General features: G+C 41.2%; 17 protein-coding genes. 6 read left to right on the top strand and 11 right to left on the bottom strand.

The genetic code is table 11. The features are described from left to right. Positions 1-531, bottom strand: a complete 531-nt coding sequence (locus ABDD95_RS00195; protein WP_345949883.1) for a fumarate hydratase — start codon at positions 529-531, stop codon at positions 1-3. Between the two features lie 49 nt (positions 532-580). Further along, complete coding sequence (gene fumC, locus ABDD95_RS00200; protein WP_345949884.1) at positions 581-1,978, bottom strand: class II fumarate hydratase; 1,398 nt, start codon at positions 1,976-1,978, stop codon at positions 581-583. 186 nt (positions 1,979-2,164) lie between these two features. On the opposite strand from fumC, the gene ABDD95_RS00205 reads away from it, so the two are divergent. The 3 genes from ABDD95_RS00205 (at position 2,165) to ABDD95_RS00215 (ending at position 4,002) form a co-directional block, all read left to right on the top strand. Next, the gene (locus tag ABDD95_RS00205) at positions 2,165-2,722 is read left to right on the top strand and encodes a hypothetical protein (RefSeq protein ID WP_345949885.1); all 558 of its coding nucleotides are present in this window, start codon (positions 2,165-2,167) and stop codon (positions 2,720-2,722) included. A gap of 82 nt (positions 2,723-2,804) precedes the next feature. Further along, positions 2,805-3,134, top strand: coding sequence for a nucleotide pyrophosphohydrolase (locus ABDD95_RS00210; protein ID WP_345949886.1), 330 nt, complete (start codon positions 2,805-2,807; stop codon positions 3,132-3,134). 4 nt (positions 3,135-3,138) lie between these two features. After that, positions 3,139-4,002 (top strand): DUF4349 domain-containing protein, encoded by an 864-nt coding sequence (locus ABDD95_RS00215; protein ID WP_345949887.1) that lies wholly within the window; start codon positions 3,139-3,141, stop codon positions 4,000-4,002. 71 nt (positions 4,003-4,073) lie between these two features. Here the strand turns inward: ABDD95_RS00215 and ABDD95_RS00220 are convergent, their stop codons facing one another. The 6 genes from ABDD95_RS00220 to ABDD95_RS00245 all read right to left on the bottom strand — a co-directional run bounded on the left by ABDD95_RS00220 (position 4,074) and on the right by ABDD95_RS00245 (position 9,532). Then, positions 4,074-4,796, bottom strand: a complete 723-nt coding sequence (locus tag ABDD95_RS00220; RefSeq protein WP_345952128.1) for a 2-phosphosulfolactate phosphatase — start codon at positions 4,794-4,796, stop codon at positions 4,074-4,076. 54 nt (positions 4,797-4,850) lie between these two features. Beyond that, on the bottom strand, positions 4,851-5,942 hold the full coding sequence (gcvT, locus tag ABDD95_RS00225; RefSeq protein WP_345949888.1) for a glycine cleavage system aminomethyltransferase GcvT: 1,092 nt from the start codon (positions 5,940-5,942) through the stop codon (positions 4,851-4,853). Between the two features lie 45 nt (positions 5,943-5,987). After that, positions 5,988-7,193, bottom strand: a complete 1,206-nt coding sequence (locus tag ABDD95_RS00230; RefSeq protein WP_345949889.1) for a glycosyltransferase family 4 protein — start codon at positions 7,191-7,193, stop codon at positions 5,988-5,990. 52 nt (positions 7,194-7,245) lie between these two features. After that, on the bottom strand, positions 7,246-7,902 hold the full coding sequence (locus ABDD95_RS00235; RefSeq protein ID WP_345949890.1) for a ribonuclease HII: 657 nt from the start codon (positions 7,900-7,902) through the stop codon (positions 7,246-7,248). A gap of 234 nt (positions 7,903-8,136) precedes the next feature. After that, a complete protein-coding gene (locus ABDD95_RS00240) occupies positions 8,137-8,874 on the bottom strand; it encodes a DUF4932 domain-containing protein (RefSeq protein WP_345949891.1) in 738 nt (245 codons plus the stop codon). A gap of 460 nt (positions 8,875-9,334) precedes the next feature. Continuing rightward, a complete protein-coding gene (locus tag ABDD95_RS00245; protein WP_345949892.1) occupies positions 9,335-9,532 on the bottom strand; it encodes a hypothetical protein in 198 nt (65 codons plus the stop codon). 179 nt (positions 9,533-9,711) lie between these two features. Here ABDD95_RS00245 and ABDD95_RS00250 point away from each other — a divergent pair, with 179 nt between their 5' ends. Continuing rightward, the gene (locus ABDD95_RS00250) at positions 9,712-10,293 is read left to right on the top strand and encodes a hypothetical protein (protein WP_345949893.1); all 582 of its coding nucleotides are present in this window, start codon (positions 9,712-9,714) and stop codon (positions 10,291-10,293) included. 318 nt (positions 10,294-10,611) lie between these two features. Here ABDD95_RS00250 and ABDD95_RS00255 read toward each other — a convergent pair whose 3' ends face one another. Both ABDD95_RS00255 and ffh read right to left on the bottom strand, forming a co-directional pair. Continuing rightward, entirely contained in the window at positions 10,612-12,204 is a 1,593-nt protein-coding gene (locus tag ABDD95_RS00255) for an anti-phage dCTP deaminase (protein ID WP_345949894.1), read from the bottom strand. Positions 12,205-12,378: 174 nt separating this feature from the next. Continuing rightward, entirely contained in the window at positions 12,379-13,707 is a 1,329-nt protein-coding gene (ffh, locus tag ABDD95_RS00260; protein ID WP_345949895.1) for a signal recognition particle protein, read from the bottom strand. A gap of 278 nt (positions 13,708-13,985) precedes the next feature. On the opposite strand from ffh, the gene ABDD95_RS00265 reads away from it, so the two are divergent. Then, positions 13,986-14,309, top strand: coding sequence for a hypothetical protein (locus ABDD95_RS00265; RefSeq protein WP_345949896.1), 324 nt, complete (start codon positions 13,986-13,988; stop codon positions 14,307-14,309). A gap of 23 nt (positions 14,310-14,332) precedes the next feature. On the opposite strand, the gene ABDD95_RS00270 is transcribed toward ABDD95_RS00265, so the two are convergent. After that, positions 14,333-15,085 carry a hypothetical protein gene (locus tag ABDD95_RS00270; RefSeq protein ID WP_345949897.1) on the bottom strand — a complete coding sequence of 251 codons (753 nt, stop codon included), beginning with the start codon at positions 15,083-15,085 and terminating at the stop codon, positions 14,333-14,335. 177 nt (positions 15,086-15,262) lie between these two features. On the opposite strand from ABDD95_RS00270, the gene ABDD95_RS00275 reads away from it, so the two are divergent. Further along, the gene (locus ABDD95_RS00275; protein WP_345949898.1) at positions 15,263-16,036 is read left to right on the top strand and encodes a LuxR C-terminal-related transcriptional regulator; all 774 of its coding nucleotides are present in this window, start codon (positions 15,263-15,265) and stop codon (positions 16,034-16,036) included. Positions 16,037-16,276: the final 240 nt, after the last annotated feature.

Raw genomic sequence — 16,276 nt, forward strand, 5'->3', positions numbered from 1 at the left:
TTACAATGGTTTGGGAACGCAAGTAGTTCTTTTAATTAAGTGTAGTTTAGAAGTTAAAACGCCTGATGTACTGGTTAAAGTAATTACAGAGTCTGACTGCTTAACGGTTTTAAACTGATCTTCGTACACGCCCGAACGAAAACAGCCGCCCGGATCCTTTAAGCTGTAATTAGCGTTGCAAAAAAAACCGCGTAAACGAAGGGTATCATTCCTTTCTTCATAATTGCCTTTGGCATATTCTGTCCACTGGCCGCGGTTCATACAGGTATCGGCACCGTAATTTACCTTGCTATAAGTTTGCATGACGACGTAAAACGAATCACAGCTAAATTTAAACCGGTATAAAGTATAATTTAACAATTGGGCGTCCAGAGGTTCCTTGTCTTGCTGCCACTGGCCCTGCAAATAGACCTGGCCGGGGCCCTGTAAATTGGCATTGGTACTGCAAGAAGTGAAGGCCAAAAGACAAGAGCCAAAAGCCAGGATAAGCTTCAAGGATGAAATGCGGAGGGTAAAAAGCTGTTTGCGCATAAACAAAAAAGTCCTCCCCTTTTTAAGGGGAGGATTTATCAGAGGCTTCTTATTTTAAACTGCCAATCATATCTTCAGGGCGTACCCATTGGTCAAACTGTTCGTTGGTTAACAGTTCAAGTTTAAGGGCCGCCTCGCGTAATGATAAGCCTTCTTTTAAAGCTGTTTTGGCAATTTTAGCGGCATTTTCGTAGCCGATATGCGGGTTTAAAGCAGTTACCAGCATCAGTGAATTTTCTAAATGCTTTTTAATGCCTTCGTAGTTTGGCTCAATACCGTCTGAGCAATGGTCGGTGAATGATACACAGGCATCGCCAATTAAACGGGCCGATTGCAAGAAGTTAGCTGCCATAACCGGCTTAAATACGTTTAATTCGTAATGACCGTTAGAACCGCCTATAGATATAGCCACATCATTACCCATAACCTGGGCCGCTACCATAGTAACAGCCTCGTTTTGGGTAGGGTTAACTTTGCCCGGCATGATCGATGAACCCGGCTCGTTATCTGGAATATGGATTTCGCCAATGCCAGAGCGCGGGCCGGATGCCAGCATACGGATATCATTAGCAATTTTCATTAACGAAACGGCAATTTGTTTCAGTGCACCGTGGCTTTCCACAATTGCATCATGAGCAGCCAGTGCCTCAAATTTGTTTTCGGCAGTGATGAATGGTAAGCCGGTGAATTGTGCAATGTACTCGGCAACTTTTACATCATAACCTTTAGGGGTATTAATACCGGTACCTACCGCAGTGCCGCCCAAGGCCAGTTCTGATAGGTGAGCCAAAGTGTTGCGCAGCGCACGCAAGCCGTGGTCCAGTTGTGATACGTAACCCGAAAACTCCTGACCTAACGTTAACGGCGTAGCATCCATCAGGTGGGTACGGCCAATTTTTACCACGTCTTTAAACGCTTCTGATTTTCTTTTCAGCGAGTCGCGCAGCTTTTCAACACCGGGGATGGTTACATCCATCAGTATTTTATAAGCCGCAATGTGCATAGCGGTTGGATAAGTATCGTTTGATGATTGTGATTTGTTCACGTCATCATTGGGGTGGATAAAGGTTTTGCCTTCGCCCAGTTGATTGCCTTGCAGCACGTGTGCACGGTTGGCTACCACCTCATTCACATTCATGTTTGATTGGGTACCCGAACCGGTTTGCCAAATTACTAACGGGAACTCGCTGGCTAACTCGCCTGCTAAAATCTCGTCACAAACCTGCGCAATAAGATCGCGCTTTTCGGCCGGTAGTACGCCCAAATCGGTATTGGTGTAGGCAGCCGCCTTTTTTAAATAAGCAAAAGCCGCAATAATTTCCTTAGGCATAGAGGCCTCTGGTCCTATTTTGAAATTGTTACGTGAGCGCTCGGTTTGCGCACCCCAGTATTTATCGGCCGGTACTTGTACCGCGCCCATGGTGTCATGTTCGGTTCTGAAACTCATCAATTTGCTTTTTTGTTGCGCGCAAATTTAGGGATTAGCCCTAAGAAAAACGGATAAGTAAGCAAGGTTACACCGCATTTTTTTAGAGGCGCTGCCGTTAACTAAAATAATTAGTAAAAATTTATTTGGACACCTTGCTAACACTAAACAAAAGTTTATATTTACCAAAAAATTCAACAAATCTTTATGAAACAAATTTTTACATTATTAATTCTTGGTAGTTTACTTTCGGCATGCGGCGGCCCTGCCACCGATTCGAAAAACGCTGACACGACTGGGGTTGACGGGGCCAAAAAAGAGGCGGGTAAATCCGAAGGTAGCAGTACAAAATGGAACTACACTAATGAGGTTGATAAAATGACTTCGAAGAAGAAGTACTTTGCCTCTATCGATTCAGACAATCAACTGGATTTTGAATTTCCGTATGATGGCGGGTCGACAGCCAGCATTCTAGTCAGAAAACAAGATAACAGCAATGAAGTTTTGCTAAGCATTACTAAAGGGCAATTTATTGTGGGTATAGACGGCGGTACAGTAAAAGTGCGGTTTGACGACAATAAGGCCATGACATTTCCATGCAGCGAGCCGTCAAGCGGGAGTTCAGACCTGATTTTTATTGGTAACGAGAAAAAGTTTATTAAAAACTTAAAGACTGCAAAAAAGGTACTTATTCAAGCTGAATTTTACGAAGCTGGTTTAAAAGAAATGGAATTTTCAACTGCTGGCTTTAAATGGGACCATTAACCATCAGTTTAACCTGACAAAAAAAAGGACATGCTAAGTAGTATGTCCTTTTTTGCTTACTAATTTTTGCATATTAGCTCTCATGACTATTAAAGAAGCCCAGCAACTGGTTGATCAGTGGATTAATACAACGGGTATACGCTATTTTAACGAGCTTACCAACACCGCTATCCTGATGGAAGAAGTGGGTGAAGTGGCCCGCATTATGGCCCGGCAATATGGCGAGCAGTCGTTCAAAAAATCGGATACGGAAGTAAACCTTGCCGATGAAATGGCCGACGTGCTGTTTGTGCTCATTTGCCTGGCTAATCAAACCGGTATTGATCTGACTCATGCATTGAACAAGAACTTAGAGAAAAAAAGCATACGTGATGCCGACAGGCACCGTAATAATGAGAAACTCAAACCTTAGTTTTATGAAGCTTTATATCTTAATACTTGCCTGCCTGTATATCACGGCTTGCCAAAACGGCAATCGCTCACGTGTTGACTCAGTAAAATTTCCACCACCTATGGTAAAAGCTGATGAACAATATCGAACTCAAGAGATAATGCTTGCACCGCCGGCGGCGAATGCTCAACCAGTAGTTGCTAACGGGGTTTCTATAGATAAAAAAGTTATTAAGGAAGGAGAGATTAGCCTTGAAATTAATAATTTAAAAACCGCTCGCAAAATAATAACAGATACGTTAAATAAATTGGGAGGCTATATAGATGAAGAAAGCGAAAATAATAATGCTGATGTGCAACGCAAGGAGTACATACTTAAAGTACGTATACCAGCCCAAAACTTCGACCGGTTTATAAGCGACGTATCGGCAAGTGCTGATCGTATTGAATCTAAAAGCATCCGCATAAAAGATGTAACCACCGAATACATAGATATAAGCACCCGGCTAAACAACCAAAAATTATTGGAAGACCGATACAAGGCTTTGCTACAAAAAGCCGGCAAAATGGCCGACATTTTGGAAGTGGAAAATAAGCTAACCGAAATTAGAACCAATATAGAAACTACACAAGGCCAGCTTAACTATCTCAACAAACAAATTGCTTACAGCTCGTTAGAGATCACCTTTTTTACCCAAAGCACTGTAGGCAAAAATGAGGGTGATGGTTTTGGTTATAAGTTTAAATCGGCTGTAAATCAAAGCTGGCAGTTACTACAAGATATCTTTTTTGGCATCATCACTATTTGGCCGGTAGTGATGATATCCATCCTTCTCTTTTTTGTTTTTAGAGCGGTGTTAAGGAAACGTCGGCAAAGCAGAGGCATGTGATTGCTGTTATCAAACAAAAAGGTCTGTGAAGTATATTGGCAGACCTTTTTTTATTAATTGTTAATGTTTTTTTACAGCTTTACCAGCTTCTCGCCTTCTAACACCGGTATAGCGGTAGTTAAGTCTACTTGCAGGCAAAAAGCAATATCTTTTTCAATTCCCAATTTCTTTAAGCGTTCGCCGTGAGAGGTTTTTTGCAGATACTCGCCAATATCGTGTTTGCCTAATTGGTACAGATCATTTGCGGCCAGGGCTGGGTCGTCCAGTTTGTATTTGCCTTCCTTGAGATGTTCAATAACCGCACCGGCAAACAGCGTATCCTCCAGGTTAAAGTTGTTTTTCCAGCCGGCGCATACCAGTAAAATGCTTTCGTGCTGTATTTTTAGCCAGTTGCTCAGCGCTGTTAGGTTCAGGAAAGAACCTATTACAATTCTTTTTGCTTTACGAGACAAGTGTAATGCATGAGTACCGTTGGTGGTGGTTAAAACAACCGTTTTGCCGGCAACTTTTTCGGGCGTATAAGCAAAAGGGGAGTTCCCAAAATCAAATCCGGAAACCACTTCACCGTTACGCTCGGCGGCCAGCAGGTAGCCCATGCCCTTTTCGCGGTAAGCGGCACACTCCTCAACTTCCGATACCGGGATAATGGCCTCGGCACCATTTTCTATGCCGTAACAAATGGAAGATGTGGCCCGAAAAATATCGATAATAACAACAATGTAATTTTCAACATTGTACAGCGGCAGCAATGCAGGGGTAAGGCAAACTTCCAGGCTTTTAGTTCCGGTAACCATCAACTGGTTTTCTATTTCATTAATCACAACAAATGCTGAATAAATGTCTATAAGTTATGCGCCTGTTTTAGGTGCAAACGGCAGTTTAACAACCAGGGCTTTTACTTTATTGTCGCGTATCTTAATAAAGATCTCGCTGCCTTCTTTAGAAAAAGGCATGTTAACGTAACCCATACCAATAGCTTTTTGCAAAGATGGCGACTGTGTACCTGATGTTACCCGGCCTATTGAATTGCCTTCGGCATCCACAATTTCATAATCATGACGAGGTATGCCGCGCTCAATCATTTCAAAGCCTACTAACTTTTTGGTAATGCCTTGCTGTTTCTGTGCTTGTAAAGCTTCTGAATTGGTAAAGGGCTTGGTAAATTTAGTGATCCAGCCCAAGCCGGCCTCTAATGGCGAAGTAGTATCGTCAATATCATTACCATATAAGCAAAAACCCATTTCCAGGCGCAGGGTATCGCGTGCACCCAGCCCAATTGGCTTTATGCCAAACGGCTCACCTGCTTTAAATACAGCTGCCCATATTTCCTCAGCGTGCTCGTTGTCAAAATAGATCTCAAAACCGCCGGCACCCGTATAGCCGGTGGCCGATACTACCACGTTATCTATGCCGGCAAATTTGCCCTTTTTAAAAGAATAGTATTCCATTGACCCAAGGTCAATTTCGGTGAGGCTCTGCAAAGCTTCAGTAGCTTTTGGACCCTGTATAGCCAGCAACGAGGTGCGGTCTGAAATGTCTTTCATCTCCACACCGTAAGTGTTGTATTTGCTTATCCAGTTCCAGTCTTTTTCAATGTTGGAAGCGTTGACGACCAGCATATACGTTTTTTCGTCAATGCGGTAAACTAACAAATCATCCACAATACCACCTTGCTCGTTAGGCAGGCAAGAGTATTGCACTTTACCATCATATAGTTTAGAGGCATCGTTGCTGGTTACGTGCTGTATCAAATCAAGCGCTTTATCACCTTTCAGGATAAATTCACCCATGTGGCTTACATCAAACACGCCTACGGCTTTGCGTACGGTATCATGTTCAGCATTAATGCCTGCATATTGTACGGGCATATTGTAACCGGCAAAAGGTACCATTTTAGCACCTTCGCGTATATGTATATCGGTTAAAGCAGTATTCTTCATTGCGGATAATTCTGGCCGCAAAAGTACGGAAAAATAGACTCAATATCAGGCTAAAAGCGTTTGCTGGTAAAAATTGACCAGGCGCTCATTTATTTTGTGTGTATCGTGTTCTTCCTCCACCAGCTTACGTGCGTTTAAACCTATTTGCTTGCAATAATTCTCATCGGTTATGCAGCGTTTAATAGCTTTGTAAAACTCCTCGGGCGTATTGGCAATAAGGATGTTCTCTCCGTTCTTGTAATTAATACCTTCTGCCCCTAATGATGTAGAAATAATACATTTTTGCATGGCCATGCCCTCTACAATCTTAACCCGCATACCACCGCCCGATAGCAACGGGACAATCATGATGGCTCTGGCATTTACAAACTCCAGCGCGTCGTCAACTTCGCCGTGTATAAAAATCTTGCCCACCACCTCATAGTCATCAAAGCGTTCCGGAATGTCGTTACCTGCCACGTAAAAGCGTGCATTAAGATCGCCGTGTACCAGCTCATTCGAAAAATTTTCTAAAAACCACTCTATACCCTCGCGGTTAGGCATCCAATCCATAGCGCCTAAAAAGAACAGACTCGGAAACTCCGTTTTAAGATAATCGGGATTATAGCGGGACAGGTTCAAGCCTACCGGAATGATCTCAACGGCTACCGCTGCTGATGTGTGCTGTTTGATCATTTCTTTATCCTGATTAGTAAATACGGCAATGGCGTTAAACTCATCAAATTGCTTTAATTCGAACTGTTTGATGCGCTTGGCAATTAAACGCAAATAATACTTTTTAATCGGATCGTTTTTTTGCCGGGCCAGCCGCTCCCAAACCAGATACTCAATGTGGTGGGCGCGGTAAATAAGCTTCGCCTTGGTTACCTTACGTAAGGCAGGCAGGTAACGTGTTACAAACAATCCTTCAAACTGAATAATATCGTAATTGCCCTCGTTAACCTCTTTCACCAGCAGGCGTTCAAACTCTGCATTATAAAACCTGTCAATCGTATAAAGCTTACTGTTAAACAAGCTCATAACCGCGTGCTTCAGTGAAATGCTGGTATCGATGCTGTGGCAGTAGTAGTTGATATGGCTAATCAGGTCATCGGTAGTATCGTGACCAAACTTTTGTTTCTGGGGGTTAAGAGAGAACAACGAAACTTGGTGCCCCGAACTAACCAGGCCTCTGATGGTATTACCCACAACAATAGGATAACCGCTGTTTTGCGGAAACGGAGCAAGGTGGGTAATGATAAGTATTTTCACAAAGGCTAATTGGTTGCTAACAAAAATATTAACCCTTATGGCCTTATCAAAATTAAAAGATACTTAGTTGCGGATTTGTGACATTAAAACTACGCCTGTGATGCGGTGTAAATCCATGCTGCATAACCATATTACGATGCTTAATGGTCGGATAGCCTTTATTAGTGTGCCAATCATACTCAGGATGCTCAAGTGCCAATTGCTGCATATAGTCATCGCGGTAAGTTTTGGCGAGTATAGAGGCTGCCGCAATGCTAAAGTATTTGCCATCGCCCTGTATAATGCACTCGTGCGGCGTGCTTTGATATTTGTTAAAACGGTTCCCGTCAATAATCAGAAACTCGGGTTTAATGTGCAACTGATCTATAGCGCGGTGCATGGCCAAAAAAGAGGCGTTCAGGATGTTGATCTCATCTATCTCCGTATTGCTTACCGAGGCTACAGCATAGGCTACGGCCTGTTGCTCAATTTCGGTGCGCAGCTGGTAACGGTCGGCCTCACAAAGCTGTTTGGAGTCGTTCAGCAGGTTGTGCTCAAAATTGTGGGGTAATATAACGGCGGCAGCAAATACCGGCCCTGCCAGGCAACCCCGGCCAGCCTCATCACAACCAGCCTCAATCAGCTCATGCTGATAACGGGCCAGCAGTACGCTTATCTCGGGCTTGGGTGCCTGGGGCTTCAGTAACGGCGCTTTTTTAATTTTAGGCATTGCTATGTTAACGGTAAATTATGACGTTTTCTTATTACAGAGTGCCACAATTTGTGCTGTTCATTTTTATTGCAAATTTACATTTTTGCTGCTTTATGCGCCGCTTTTAAAGATTTTTTTATGTGCTTAGGAATCGGAAACATCCATTTTAAGAGAAGCAAATCTGGTGTTATTTACCAAAAAAAGCCATGCAAATTTTTATCTGCATGGCTTTTCTTAAAAAGTTGTTTTTATTTATTCTGATTTTGGACCTTTGATAGCTTCTTTCATGGCATAGCTCCTGCCTTCTACAGCCAGGCGAGGGAAAATGATGCACTCGCTGTAAGCATGTCCTTTAATTTCCATTGTACCTGCATAGCCTTTGGTTAACGGCGATAATACTACCTGGTAGCCTTTAACAGCTCCATTTACGGTTTTTTGTGCCTCTTCATAAGTATAAGTGCTATTAGCCTTTTGCACCATTTGAGTGTACAAATCGGCGTGCTGTGCATAAAACTCGTGAAAGTTAGTTGCTTTGTAGAACTTTTCGAGCAGGATGGCGTAGCGCTTAAAATCAACCTTGTTTAAATCTATACGGTAGCTGCTTTTTAAAGCAAAACGGCCATCATTCAGTTGGAAAGCATATAAACCATCTAAGTAGCTTTTTACCAGTTTAGGGTTACGGCTTAGGTCGGCATTAAGTTGCTTAACGCCTTTGTTGTCTTTGTATTTGTTAAACCAGGCCATTAACTCACGGTAATAAGCCGTATTTTGGTTAATAATGGAAGTGTCTTTCTGAGCAAGATCGGTTAAGGCCAGCATGGTATAGCCTAGTTCAAAATTCTCGGGTACTGTTGCATTTAACTTACCGCTATTTGCACTTATATATTTTGAGTTGAAACGTGAAGCAACATTATAGCTTTTGCAGCTAGTAAAGAACATAGCAGCAGCTGATATCAGTAACGCAGCAGTTTGAGTGAATTTACGTGTCATCTTAATTAGGGGTTATAGTTTTTTTAATCAATTATGCTTGAATATAGGCAACATATATGCCGCTACACAGTAATTGCGCGGGTTGGTAACCAAAACGGTTATTTATTGAGAAAACAATGGTTAATTTAGAAGAAACAATGAGAAAACATCAATAACATTGCTTAGGGCAATATTTGAGGTGGGTATACTTAACCCTGTTGCTGTTGAATTACATCCCCAAAGGTGGGGAAACAAAGCGAGGAACAACCATGATGCCTTATAGCCGCGTATGTATGCTGTTTTTGGGTTATGCACCACACGTAAGCTTTTCGTAGATGGATAACCCTATTTAGATTCTGCGAAGAATACATCTATAAAATAAAAACAGCTTCGAAACGCTCCTGAAAGCAGTTGTCAAAGCTGTTTTTGTATTTTGCTACGGCGCAGATTATGCGACGAGCAGTAATAAGGCTACCGCTGTTTACAGAACCTTAGTAGTAAACGGTTTTATAAATTCGGGCTGCCATTGGCCGTCTTCTTTATTAAGCACGTACTTGGCTTCATACCTTACGCCTTCTTCATCAAACGGAAATTCGATTTCGGATTGGTTCTTATCCTTGGCAATCAGTTCTTGCAGATAGCGTTCGGCTATGGGTTTTAATTCTTCAAAGCTTTTCATCGTTCTTGTAGATTGTTAGGTTTCAATTGCGGCAAAAGTTGTGCCTGTATTTAAAACTCTAAGCCCCAATCCTATCGCCCCTTATACAGGTGCAGAAAACCTTCAATAATTATCCTTTAAAACAAATAAGATGTACAATTGTCCCTCACTTAATTAATGGTTAAATAAAAATAAGCTAAATGAAAAAATTTACTCTTTTAACAGTACTTGTTCTACTTACATCTGTCACGTTGGTTCGTGCTCAAATTCAACGTGGTAATGTTTTGGTTGGCGGTAACTTTGCCAACCTGAGTTTAGGGCTGGACGATTCGAAAGTAATCAGCTTTGATATCACGCCAAAGGCGGCTTGGTTTATTCAGGATAATATTGCACTGGGTGGCTATGTAAACTTTGGCCTTCAAACTGCGCACAATTCCAGCACCACCATTAAATACGGCGTAGGTGGCTTAGGCCGATACTACTCTGGTGCCGATGTAAATGTACTGCGCCATGGCCGGTTCTTTGGTGAAGCTAATTTAGGTGTAGGCGGTATTAACGTAAGCGATGGCGGTGGCCATACTAATGGCCTGGATTATGGTTTCGGACCGGGCTTTGCCTATTTTATTACACCTAACATTGGGTTAGAGACTTTGTTGAAATACAATGGCGTTGCTGGTTTTGGCGACGCAGGCGCCCAAAGTAATCTGAACTTAAGCTTTGGTTTACAAATTTATTTACCTGGCCGTAGCACTGCCGCCAAGGTAAAAGGTGATGTACGCTAACTAGTTTTAACGTTTGTGCCTTGTTACACGTTAGGTAAAACCGCCATGTTGATAGGTCAGCATGGCGGTTTTGTGGATTTAAGAGTTCTTGGGCTTATTGCTGGCACATATGTCATGCGTGCGCTAATGCATGGGGTTATCCAACAAGTATAGAAAATAATATTAATTAAAATGATTTTGAATTTTTTACAATAAACGAAGCAAAGCTTCGCCTTGAATGGATACTAATATTTACAACTTTAGCCGTAACTGCGCTCTTTTGAGAGGGGCTTTTTGCAGAAAAGTCAATCTTTAATTGTTTATTGTTATTTGTCTTTTTCATGCCTGTAAAAATCCAGATTCGGTGAGTGAATGAATAGACTGCATTTCTAATGTTGGTAATGATTGCAAAGTTAATCTAGATTTAGGAGAAATCGTGCTCTTATCTTTCCTTATCATTAATCCGCTGTTATCTTTTCTTTCACTTCGTTGCGTAAAAAATTCTAAATACCTTCTTGGTGCTACTCCATCAAACATGAGTATTTTTGTTTTTGTTTGACTATCTTCTTTTTCAGTTAATGCATCCTCATGTAAAATGGTCCCTAGACTTTTTTTATATGGCTCAATGTAATAAATCTCTTTTATACCAGCTACTATAATATGCCTTGCACAATTGTGACAGGGATATGTAGTACAAAATAACTTTCCATCAATCATTCTCCTTCCGCCTAATTGACTTCCAATAATAATAGCATGCATCTCTGCGTGTACTGATCGAGAAAATTCAATCAAATCCTTTACTTTGGAATTCTTTCGTACAACTTGTTCTATTGTTTTGAAAATATCATTTTCTTCGCTAATATCTCGACCACCAAATAATACTTCCTTTAATTTTAAATTTGTCACTAAGTTTTTAACAATATCTATTGTTACGTCGTCTTTTTTTAAGTCGTTTGAGCAAACGCCTGTAGTTATACAACGATGGTCTTCAGGATCTCCATCTTTGTAAAGATTTCCTCCAAACTTTGGTACATCATTCCACCCTCTAGATATTATTTCTCCTTTTTCATTTGTAATTGCAGCACCTACTTGTCTAGATAGACATGCTGAATTACCTGCTGCCGACTTAGCTTCATACATCGCTATCTCATTTGGTGTCGGTGTTACTATTTCACTTTCAAATATGATATTTAAAAATCTTTCTACCTTCCTTTGTAGCACATCTTCATTGTTTTTTGAAATTCTAACAAAAAAGTCTCCTTCAATGAAGGTGTTTCTTACATTTTGCCCGTGAGAATTATTCTCAAATTCATCTGTTGTTATTAACCTGTCAATTTCAGGGCCTGATAACCCTTTTTTACTCAAAATCAATCTTCTTTCTTCTTCTGGCGAAAAAATACTAAAGCAATAAAATATGCTACCATAGACGGATCGTAACAATTCAAGCTCTTCCTTATTTTTTAAGGAATCAATTATATAACACTTCCTTCGACTTTTTAAATTTTGAATAGCGCTACTTAAATCACCACTTAACGGTACATTTGGTCCCAATCGATCTTTTAGTATATGCAATATAGCTAGTTCAACAAGGCATGAGTTACTTCCTGAACTTTTCCTTAGATGGTCGCCTCCATCTATTTTAGTTTTAAATAGAGTAAAAGCGTCTGTTTGACCTGGTTGAGAAGTAAATGTTGTAGGAGTGTATTCTTCTATAAATTGGCTTAACTTTATTTTTTCAACCTCATAATCATAAGTATTTGTCAAAACATTTTCTATTGTTTTAATGACAATTTCTCGCATTGAGCCAATAGGCGCACATATACCAATAATAAGTTCCGATGTTAGTGTGTTTTCGACTTTCTCTCTAGTGCTTGTTCGATTTTCGTCTGTTAATGTTAAAAGATTTGTAGAGATTGCTTGCAGTTGAGCCATTATTGGAATGGGTTTTGTTTAAGTTTAATTACTAGGTTAATCTAAGGTAATAATACTAGACCCAATCTGATAATATTAAAAACGATTTTTTCTTTTTCTGTTTTAAATAACAAAACCGCCACACTTTATCAGCATGGCGGTTTTGTTATTTAACGAGTCTTGACTCTAATTCAACTACATTTTCGGCATTCTGCGCATCATGTTGGCCATGGCGGCGGGGTTGCTTACTTGTTTCATGATCTTGCGCATGTCTTCAAATTGCTTGATCAGGCGGTTTACTTCCTGCAAATCGGTGCCTGAGCCTTTGGCTATACGTGCACGGCGGCTTTGGTTAATGCTATCAGGGTTCGATTTCTCAAACGGGGTCATGGATGATATAATGGCTTCGATGTTCTTGAACGCATCATCACCAATCTCTACATCCTTCATCATTTTGCCTACGCCCGGTATCATGCCCATCAGATCTTTCATGTTACCCATTTTTTTGATCTGCTGTATCTGGCTGTAAAAGTCGTTAAAGTCGAACTTGTTCTTCCTAATCTTCTTTTGCAGTTCGGCAGCTTCTTTTTCGTCAAACTGCTGCTGGGCACGCTCTACGAGCGATACCACGTCGCCCATGCCTAAAATACGCGAGGCCATACGGTCGGGGTGGAAAACGTCAAGCGCTTCCATCTTTTCGCCCGTGCCTATGAACTTGATTGGCTTGTTGACTACCGATTTAATAGACAAGGCCGCACCACCGCGGGTATCACCATCCAGCTTGGTTAATACGGCGCCGGTAAAGTCCAGGCGGTCGTTAAATACCTTTGCCGTGTTCACCGCATCCTGACCGGTCATGGCATCTACCACAAAAAGTATTTCGTGCGGATTAACGGCAGCTTTAATCTGCTCAATTTCCTGCATCATGGCCTCATCAATAGCTAAACGGCCGGCGGTATCAATAATAACCACGTTGTTGCCGTTTTGCTTAGCCTGTGCAATACCTTCGCGGGCTATAGCTACGGGGTCTTTACTTTCCAGGTTGGCGTAAACCGGTATGCCTACCTGCTCACCCAAAACCTGTAGCTGGGTAATAGCCGCTGGGCGGTAAACGTCATCAGCAACCAATAAAGGCTTTTTGTTTTTCTGCGTTTTTAAAAAGTTAGCCAGCTTACCGCTAAAAGTGGTTTTACCCGCACCGTTCAAACCTGCAATGAGGATAACAGTAGGCGTAGCCGGAAAATTCAGTTCGGCCGTGGTGCCACCCATTAGGGTGGTCAGCTCATCATTCATGATCTTGGTGAGCAATTGGCCCGGCGAAATGGTAGTTAATACGTTTTCGCCCAGTGCTTTCTGCCTTACATCATCTGTAAAGGCTTTGGCTGTTTTATAGTTCACGTCGGCGTCCAGTAAGGCTTTTCTAATTTCCTTCATGGTTTCGGCCACGTTGATCTCTGTAATGGTTCCCTGTCCTTTCAGGACTTTAAACGCCCTGTCTAACTTATCGGAAAGATTTTCAAACATGCTTGCTTTGTGCTTTATTTTGAGGTTACAAAGGTAAGTTTTTTTGTTGTAAGTTACGGATTGTAAGTTGCAGGAAATGAGGTTTAGTGTAGGTAGAGTGGGTGCGGAAACTTGAACAAAAAAGAGAGGACCACAGCACGAAGCCCTCCTTAAAGGAAGTCGGCAATCGATAAATAAGAAATTAGTAACAGATATTGAGCGTGGATTTAGTTAATTAAATTAACTAAATAATTAGTTATTGGCATCTTTTAGTATATTGCTTTATTAACAGCATTAATATGAACGCCTTTCAACAATTTGCAATTAAAATTTATACTGTAGCGGCAGTTTCCATCTTGCCTTTAACAGGCTACCCCAAGCAACAGCCAGTACCCAAAACAGTAACAATAACGGGTAATAAAACAGAAATCAATTTGCCTATTAAAGACGAAGGCGGCCAAGTGCTGCAGCACCAGGATATGATCAATTTAACCCGCACCGGCGATTACAAGGTTATCAGGACGCTTGATAAAAATAAACAGCCTTACCTATTGGTAAAAAAGGCCCCGGGCTTTGCACCGCGGCCTCAATCAGCCCCGGTAGTGGTTAAGCCTAACCGGTAGCTTACCGGCATTTTGCATAATAATTATAGCGTAAAACTCAGCTTTAATTGCAGGTTATGCGCTGGTATTTTTTGTTTACCGAAGGTATTGCCTGCTTTGCTGTCATAAGCTTCGTAATTGCTATTTACCTTGCCCGATACATAATCGAGTGACAGCCCAATAGCCTGGCGGCGTAGGGTGATACCAAAGTTGGTGGCAACACCAAAGGATATACGGTTTTTCACACTTTCTCCGTCAAAGTCATCCTGCGCATTATTGGTGAAAGAAAAATAACGGTCGTTACCTGTATTCTCATCTCCATCCGAATAATTAAAGTCGAAAAAACGCAACGTAGGTGCTATCTGAAAACGTAAATCAACAACCAGCTTTTCAAGCGGGTTAAACGAGATAACGGGTCCTAACTTAGTAGATGCCGCTGCTGCTATTTTAGTACCATCCACATAAGCATTTGGTGCACCGGCTGCCATGGCATAGTTTTCCCATTCATCCATTTTATTGTAATTCAATGAAATTATAGTCCAGTCTAAACCATAATTAATAAGGGTAGCATTTTTCTTAAAATAGTATATGTGACCTTGCTCCAATACGTACCCGGTTCCGGCGCCAAAGCGGCCATCAAAAATATTTTCTCTGGGTGTAAGGTTTGGGCTTAAATCGCTTCCTAACTGATTGAGACCTAGCCTTAAATAACCTTTGCGGAATACCGAACGCTCTTGGGCGTACAACTGCATACTTGCCATTAATAAAACAAGCAGAAGTAAGTTTTTAAGCTTCATAATTGTGATAGGTTTAGTGTTAATTTTTTGGTTTTATAATTAATTTATTAAATTCATACATTAATCATCACACAAAAATATTGAGCTGTTAATGCGCTATCAATACCCACAAATGGGTATTATATGAATAGGGCACTTGTATTTTGCATCTAAACTGTTTCTTTTTAAAGCAAGCATATGCAATACACCAATCCTGCAATTTATCAGGAAGCTCAAAAAATATGGGCCACTATAGCATCAGACGAACGCCTTAAAGGCCTGGCGGCTGAAATAGAATTACACCAAAGCCTGTTGCATCTCTTTTGTGTAGGCAGCTTTTACCATTATATGTTTAATATCCGAAGAATGGACTTTGAGTTTATCAGTCCGGAAATGCCAGGTATACTTGGATATAGGATAGAACAAATTAATGCACCGTTCTTTTTAAGCCTGATACATCCTGATGATCTTCCTTATTTTATGCTTTTTGAAAAGCAGGTAGTTAAATTCTTCAACCCTATGGAGGAGGAAAGGATTGTAAAATACAAGGTTAGATATGATTTCAGGATAAAAAGAGCGGATGGGAAATATATCAGGATTTTACATCAAATGCTTAATATCATCCCTGACCAAAGTGGCATTTTTGTAAATACACTTTGTGTTCATACAGACATTACCTACTTAAAAAGAGATGGTACCCCCACGTTATCTTTTATTGGTATGCAAGGGGAGCCCTCCTATATAAATGTTGGCGGAAAAGCAGCTTGTGCATCTTTTCTCGAGTCATTAAGCCGGCGCGAAAGGCAGATTGTCATCTTATTAACGGAAGGTTGCACCAGTAAAGAAATTGGAATGAGGCTGTTTATAAGCACTGCAACCGTATCTACTCACCGTAAAAATATTCTTAAAAAAACAGGTCTGGCGTCAACGCCCGAGCTGGTAGCCAGTGCTATTACACAAGGTTGGATTTAAGATTAAATAACTCGTTTGCGAATACACGCCAGTGAAAAAGGTTACATAGGCTATCAACAAGCCTCACTTGCCGATAAAAAAGCGCCGGGCTTTGCCCCTTGGCCGAGCTGGTGCCTGTGCAGTGAAGCCTTAGCTGTAAATTAATTTGTAACCCTGCCCGCGTATAATGAGCTGGAGCTGCCGGTTGTGAATGAAACCGGCCTACTAATGACTAACGATCAGTGCGACAAGAGTAATATA

Origin of the sequence: Mucilaginibacter sp. PAMB04274 (assembly GCF_039634385.2) — a bacterium.
Classification (GTDB): domain Bacteria; phylum Bacteroidota; class Bacteroidia; order Sphingobacteriales; family Sphingobacteriaceae; genus Mucilaginibacter.

What these genes read in the sequence shown, in the direction of transcription:
- ABDD95_RS00195 (WP_345949883.1), bottom strand. Translation starts at nt 531, where the DNA reads ATGCGCAAACAGCTTTTTACCCTCCGCATTTCATCCTTGAAGCTTATC.
- ABDD95_RS00210 (WP_345949886.1), top strand. Translation starts at nt 2,805, where the DNA reads ATGACTATTAAAGAAGCCCAGCAACTGGTTGATCAGTGGATTAATACA.
- ABDD95_RS00265 (WP_345949896.1), top strand. Translation starts at nt 13,986, where the DNA reads ATGAACGCCTTTCAACAATTTGCAATTAAAATTTATACTGTAGCGGCA.
- ffh (WP_345949895.1), bottom strand. Translation starts at nt 13,707, where the DNA reads ATGTTTGAAAATCTTTCCGATAAGTTAGACAGGGCGTTTAAAGTCCTG.
- ABDD95_RS00255 (WP_345949894.1), bottom strand. Translation starts at nt 12,204, where the DNA reads ATGGCTCAACTGCAAGCAATCTCTACAAATCTTTTAACATTAACAGAC.
- ABDD95_RS00215 (WP_345949887.1), top strand. Translation starts at nt 3,139, where the DNA reads ATGAAGCTTTATATCTTAATACTTGCCTGCCTGTATATCACGGCTTGC.
- ABDD95_RS00275 (WP_345949898.1), top strand. Translation starts at nt 15,263, where the DNA reads ATGCAATACACCAATCCTGCAATTTATCAGGAAGCTCAAAAAATATGG.
- ABDD95_RS00245 (WP_345949892.1), bottom strand. Translation starts at nt 9,532, where the DNA reads ATGAAAAGCTTTGAAGAATTAAAACCCATAGCCGAACGCTATCTGCAA.
- ABDD95_RS00240 (WP_345949891.1), bottom strand. Translation starts at nt 8,874, where the DNA reads ATGACACGTAAATTCACTCAAACTGCTGCGTTACTGATATCAGCTGCT.
- ABDD95_RS00205 (WP_345949885.1), top strand. Translation starts at nt 2,165, where the DNA reads ATGAAACAAATTTTTACATTATTAATTCTTGGTAGTTTACTTTCGGCA.
- ABDD95_RS00220 (WP_345952128.1), bottom strand. Translation starts at nt 4,796, where the DNA reads ATGGTTACCGGAACTAAAAGCCTGGAAGTTTGCCTTACCCCTGCATTG.
- ABDD95_RS00235 (WP_345949890.1), bottom strand. Translation starts at nt 7,902, where the DNA reads ATGCCTAAAATTAAAAAAGCGCCGTTACTGAAGCCCCAGGCACCCAAG.
- ABDD95_RS00250 (WP_345949893.1), top strand. Translation starts at nt 9,712, where the DNA reads ATGAAAAAATTTACTCTTTTAACAGTACTTGTTCTACTTACATCTGTC.
- gcvT (WP_345949888.1), bottom strand. Translation starts at nt 5,942, where the DNA reads ATGAAGAATACTGCTTTAACCGATATACATATACGCGAAGGTGCTAAA.
- ABDD95_RS00270 (WP_345949897.1), bottom strand. Translation starts at nt 15,085, where the DNA reads ATGAAGCTTAAAAACTTACTTCTGCTTGTTTTATTAATGGCAAGTATG.
- fumC (WP_345949884.1), bottom strand. Translation starts at nt 1,978, where the DNA reads ATGAGTTTCAGAACCGAACATGACACCATGGGCGCGGTACAAGTACCG.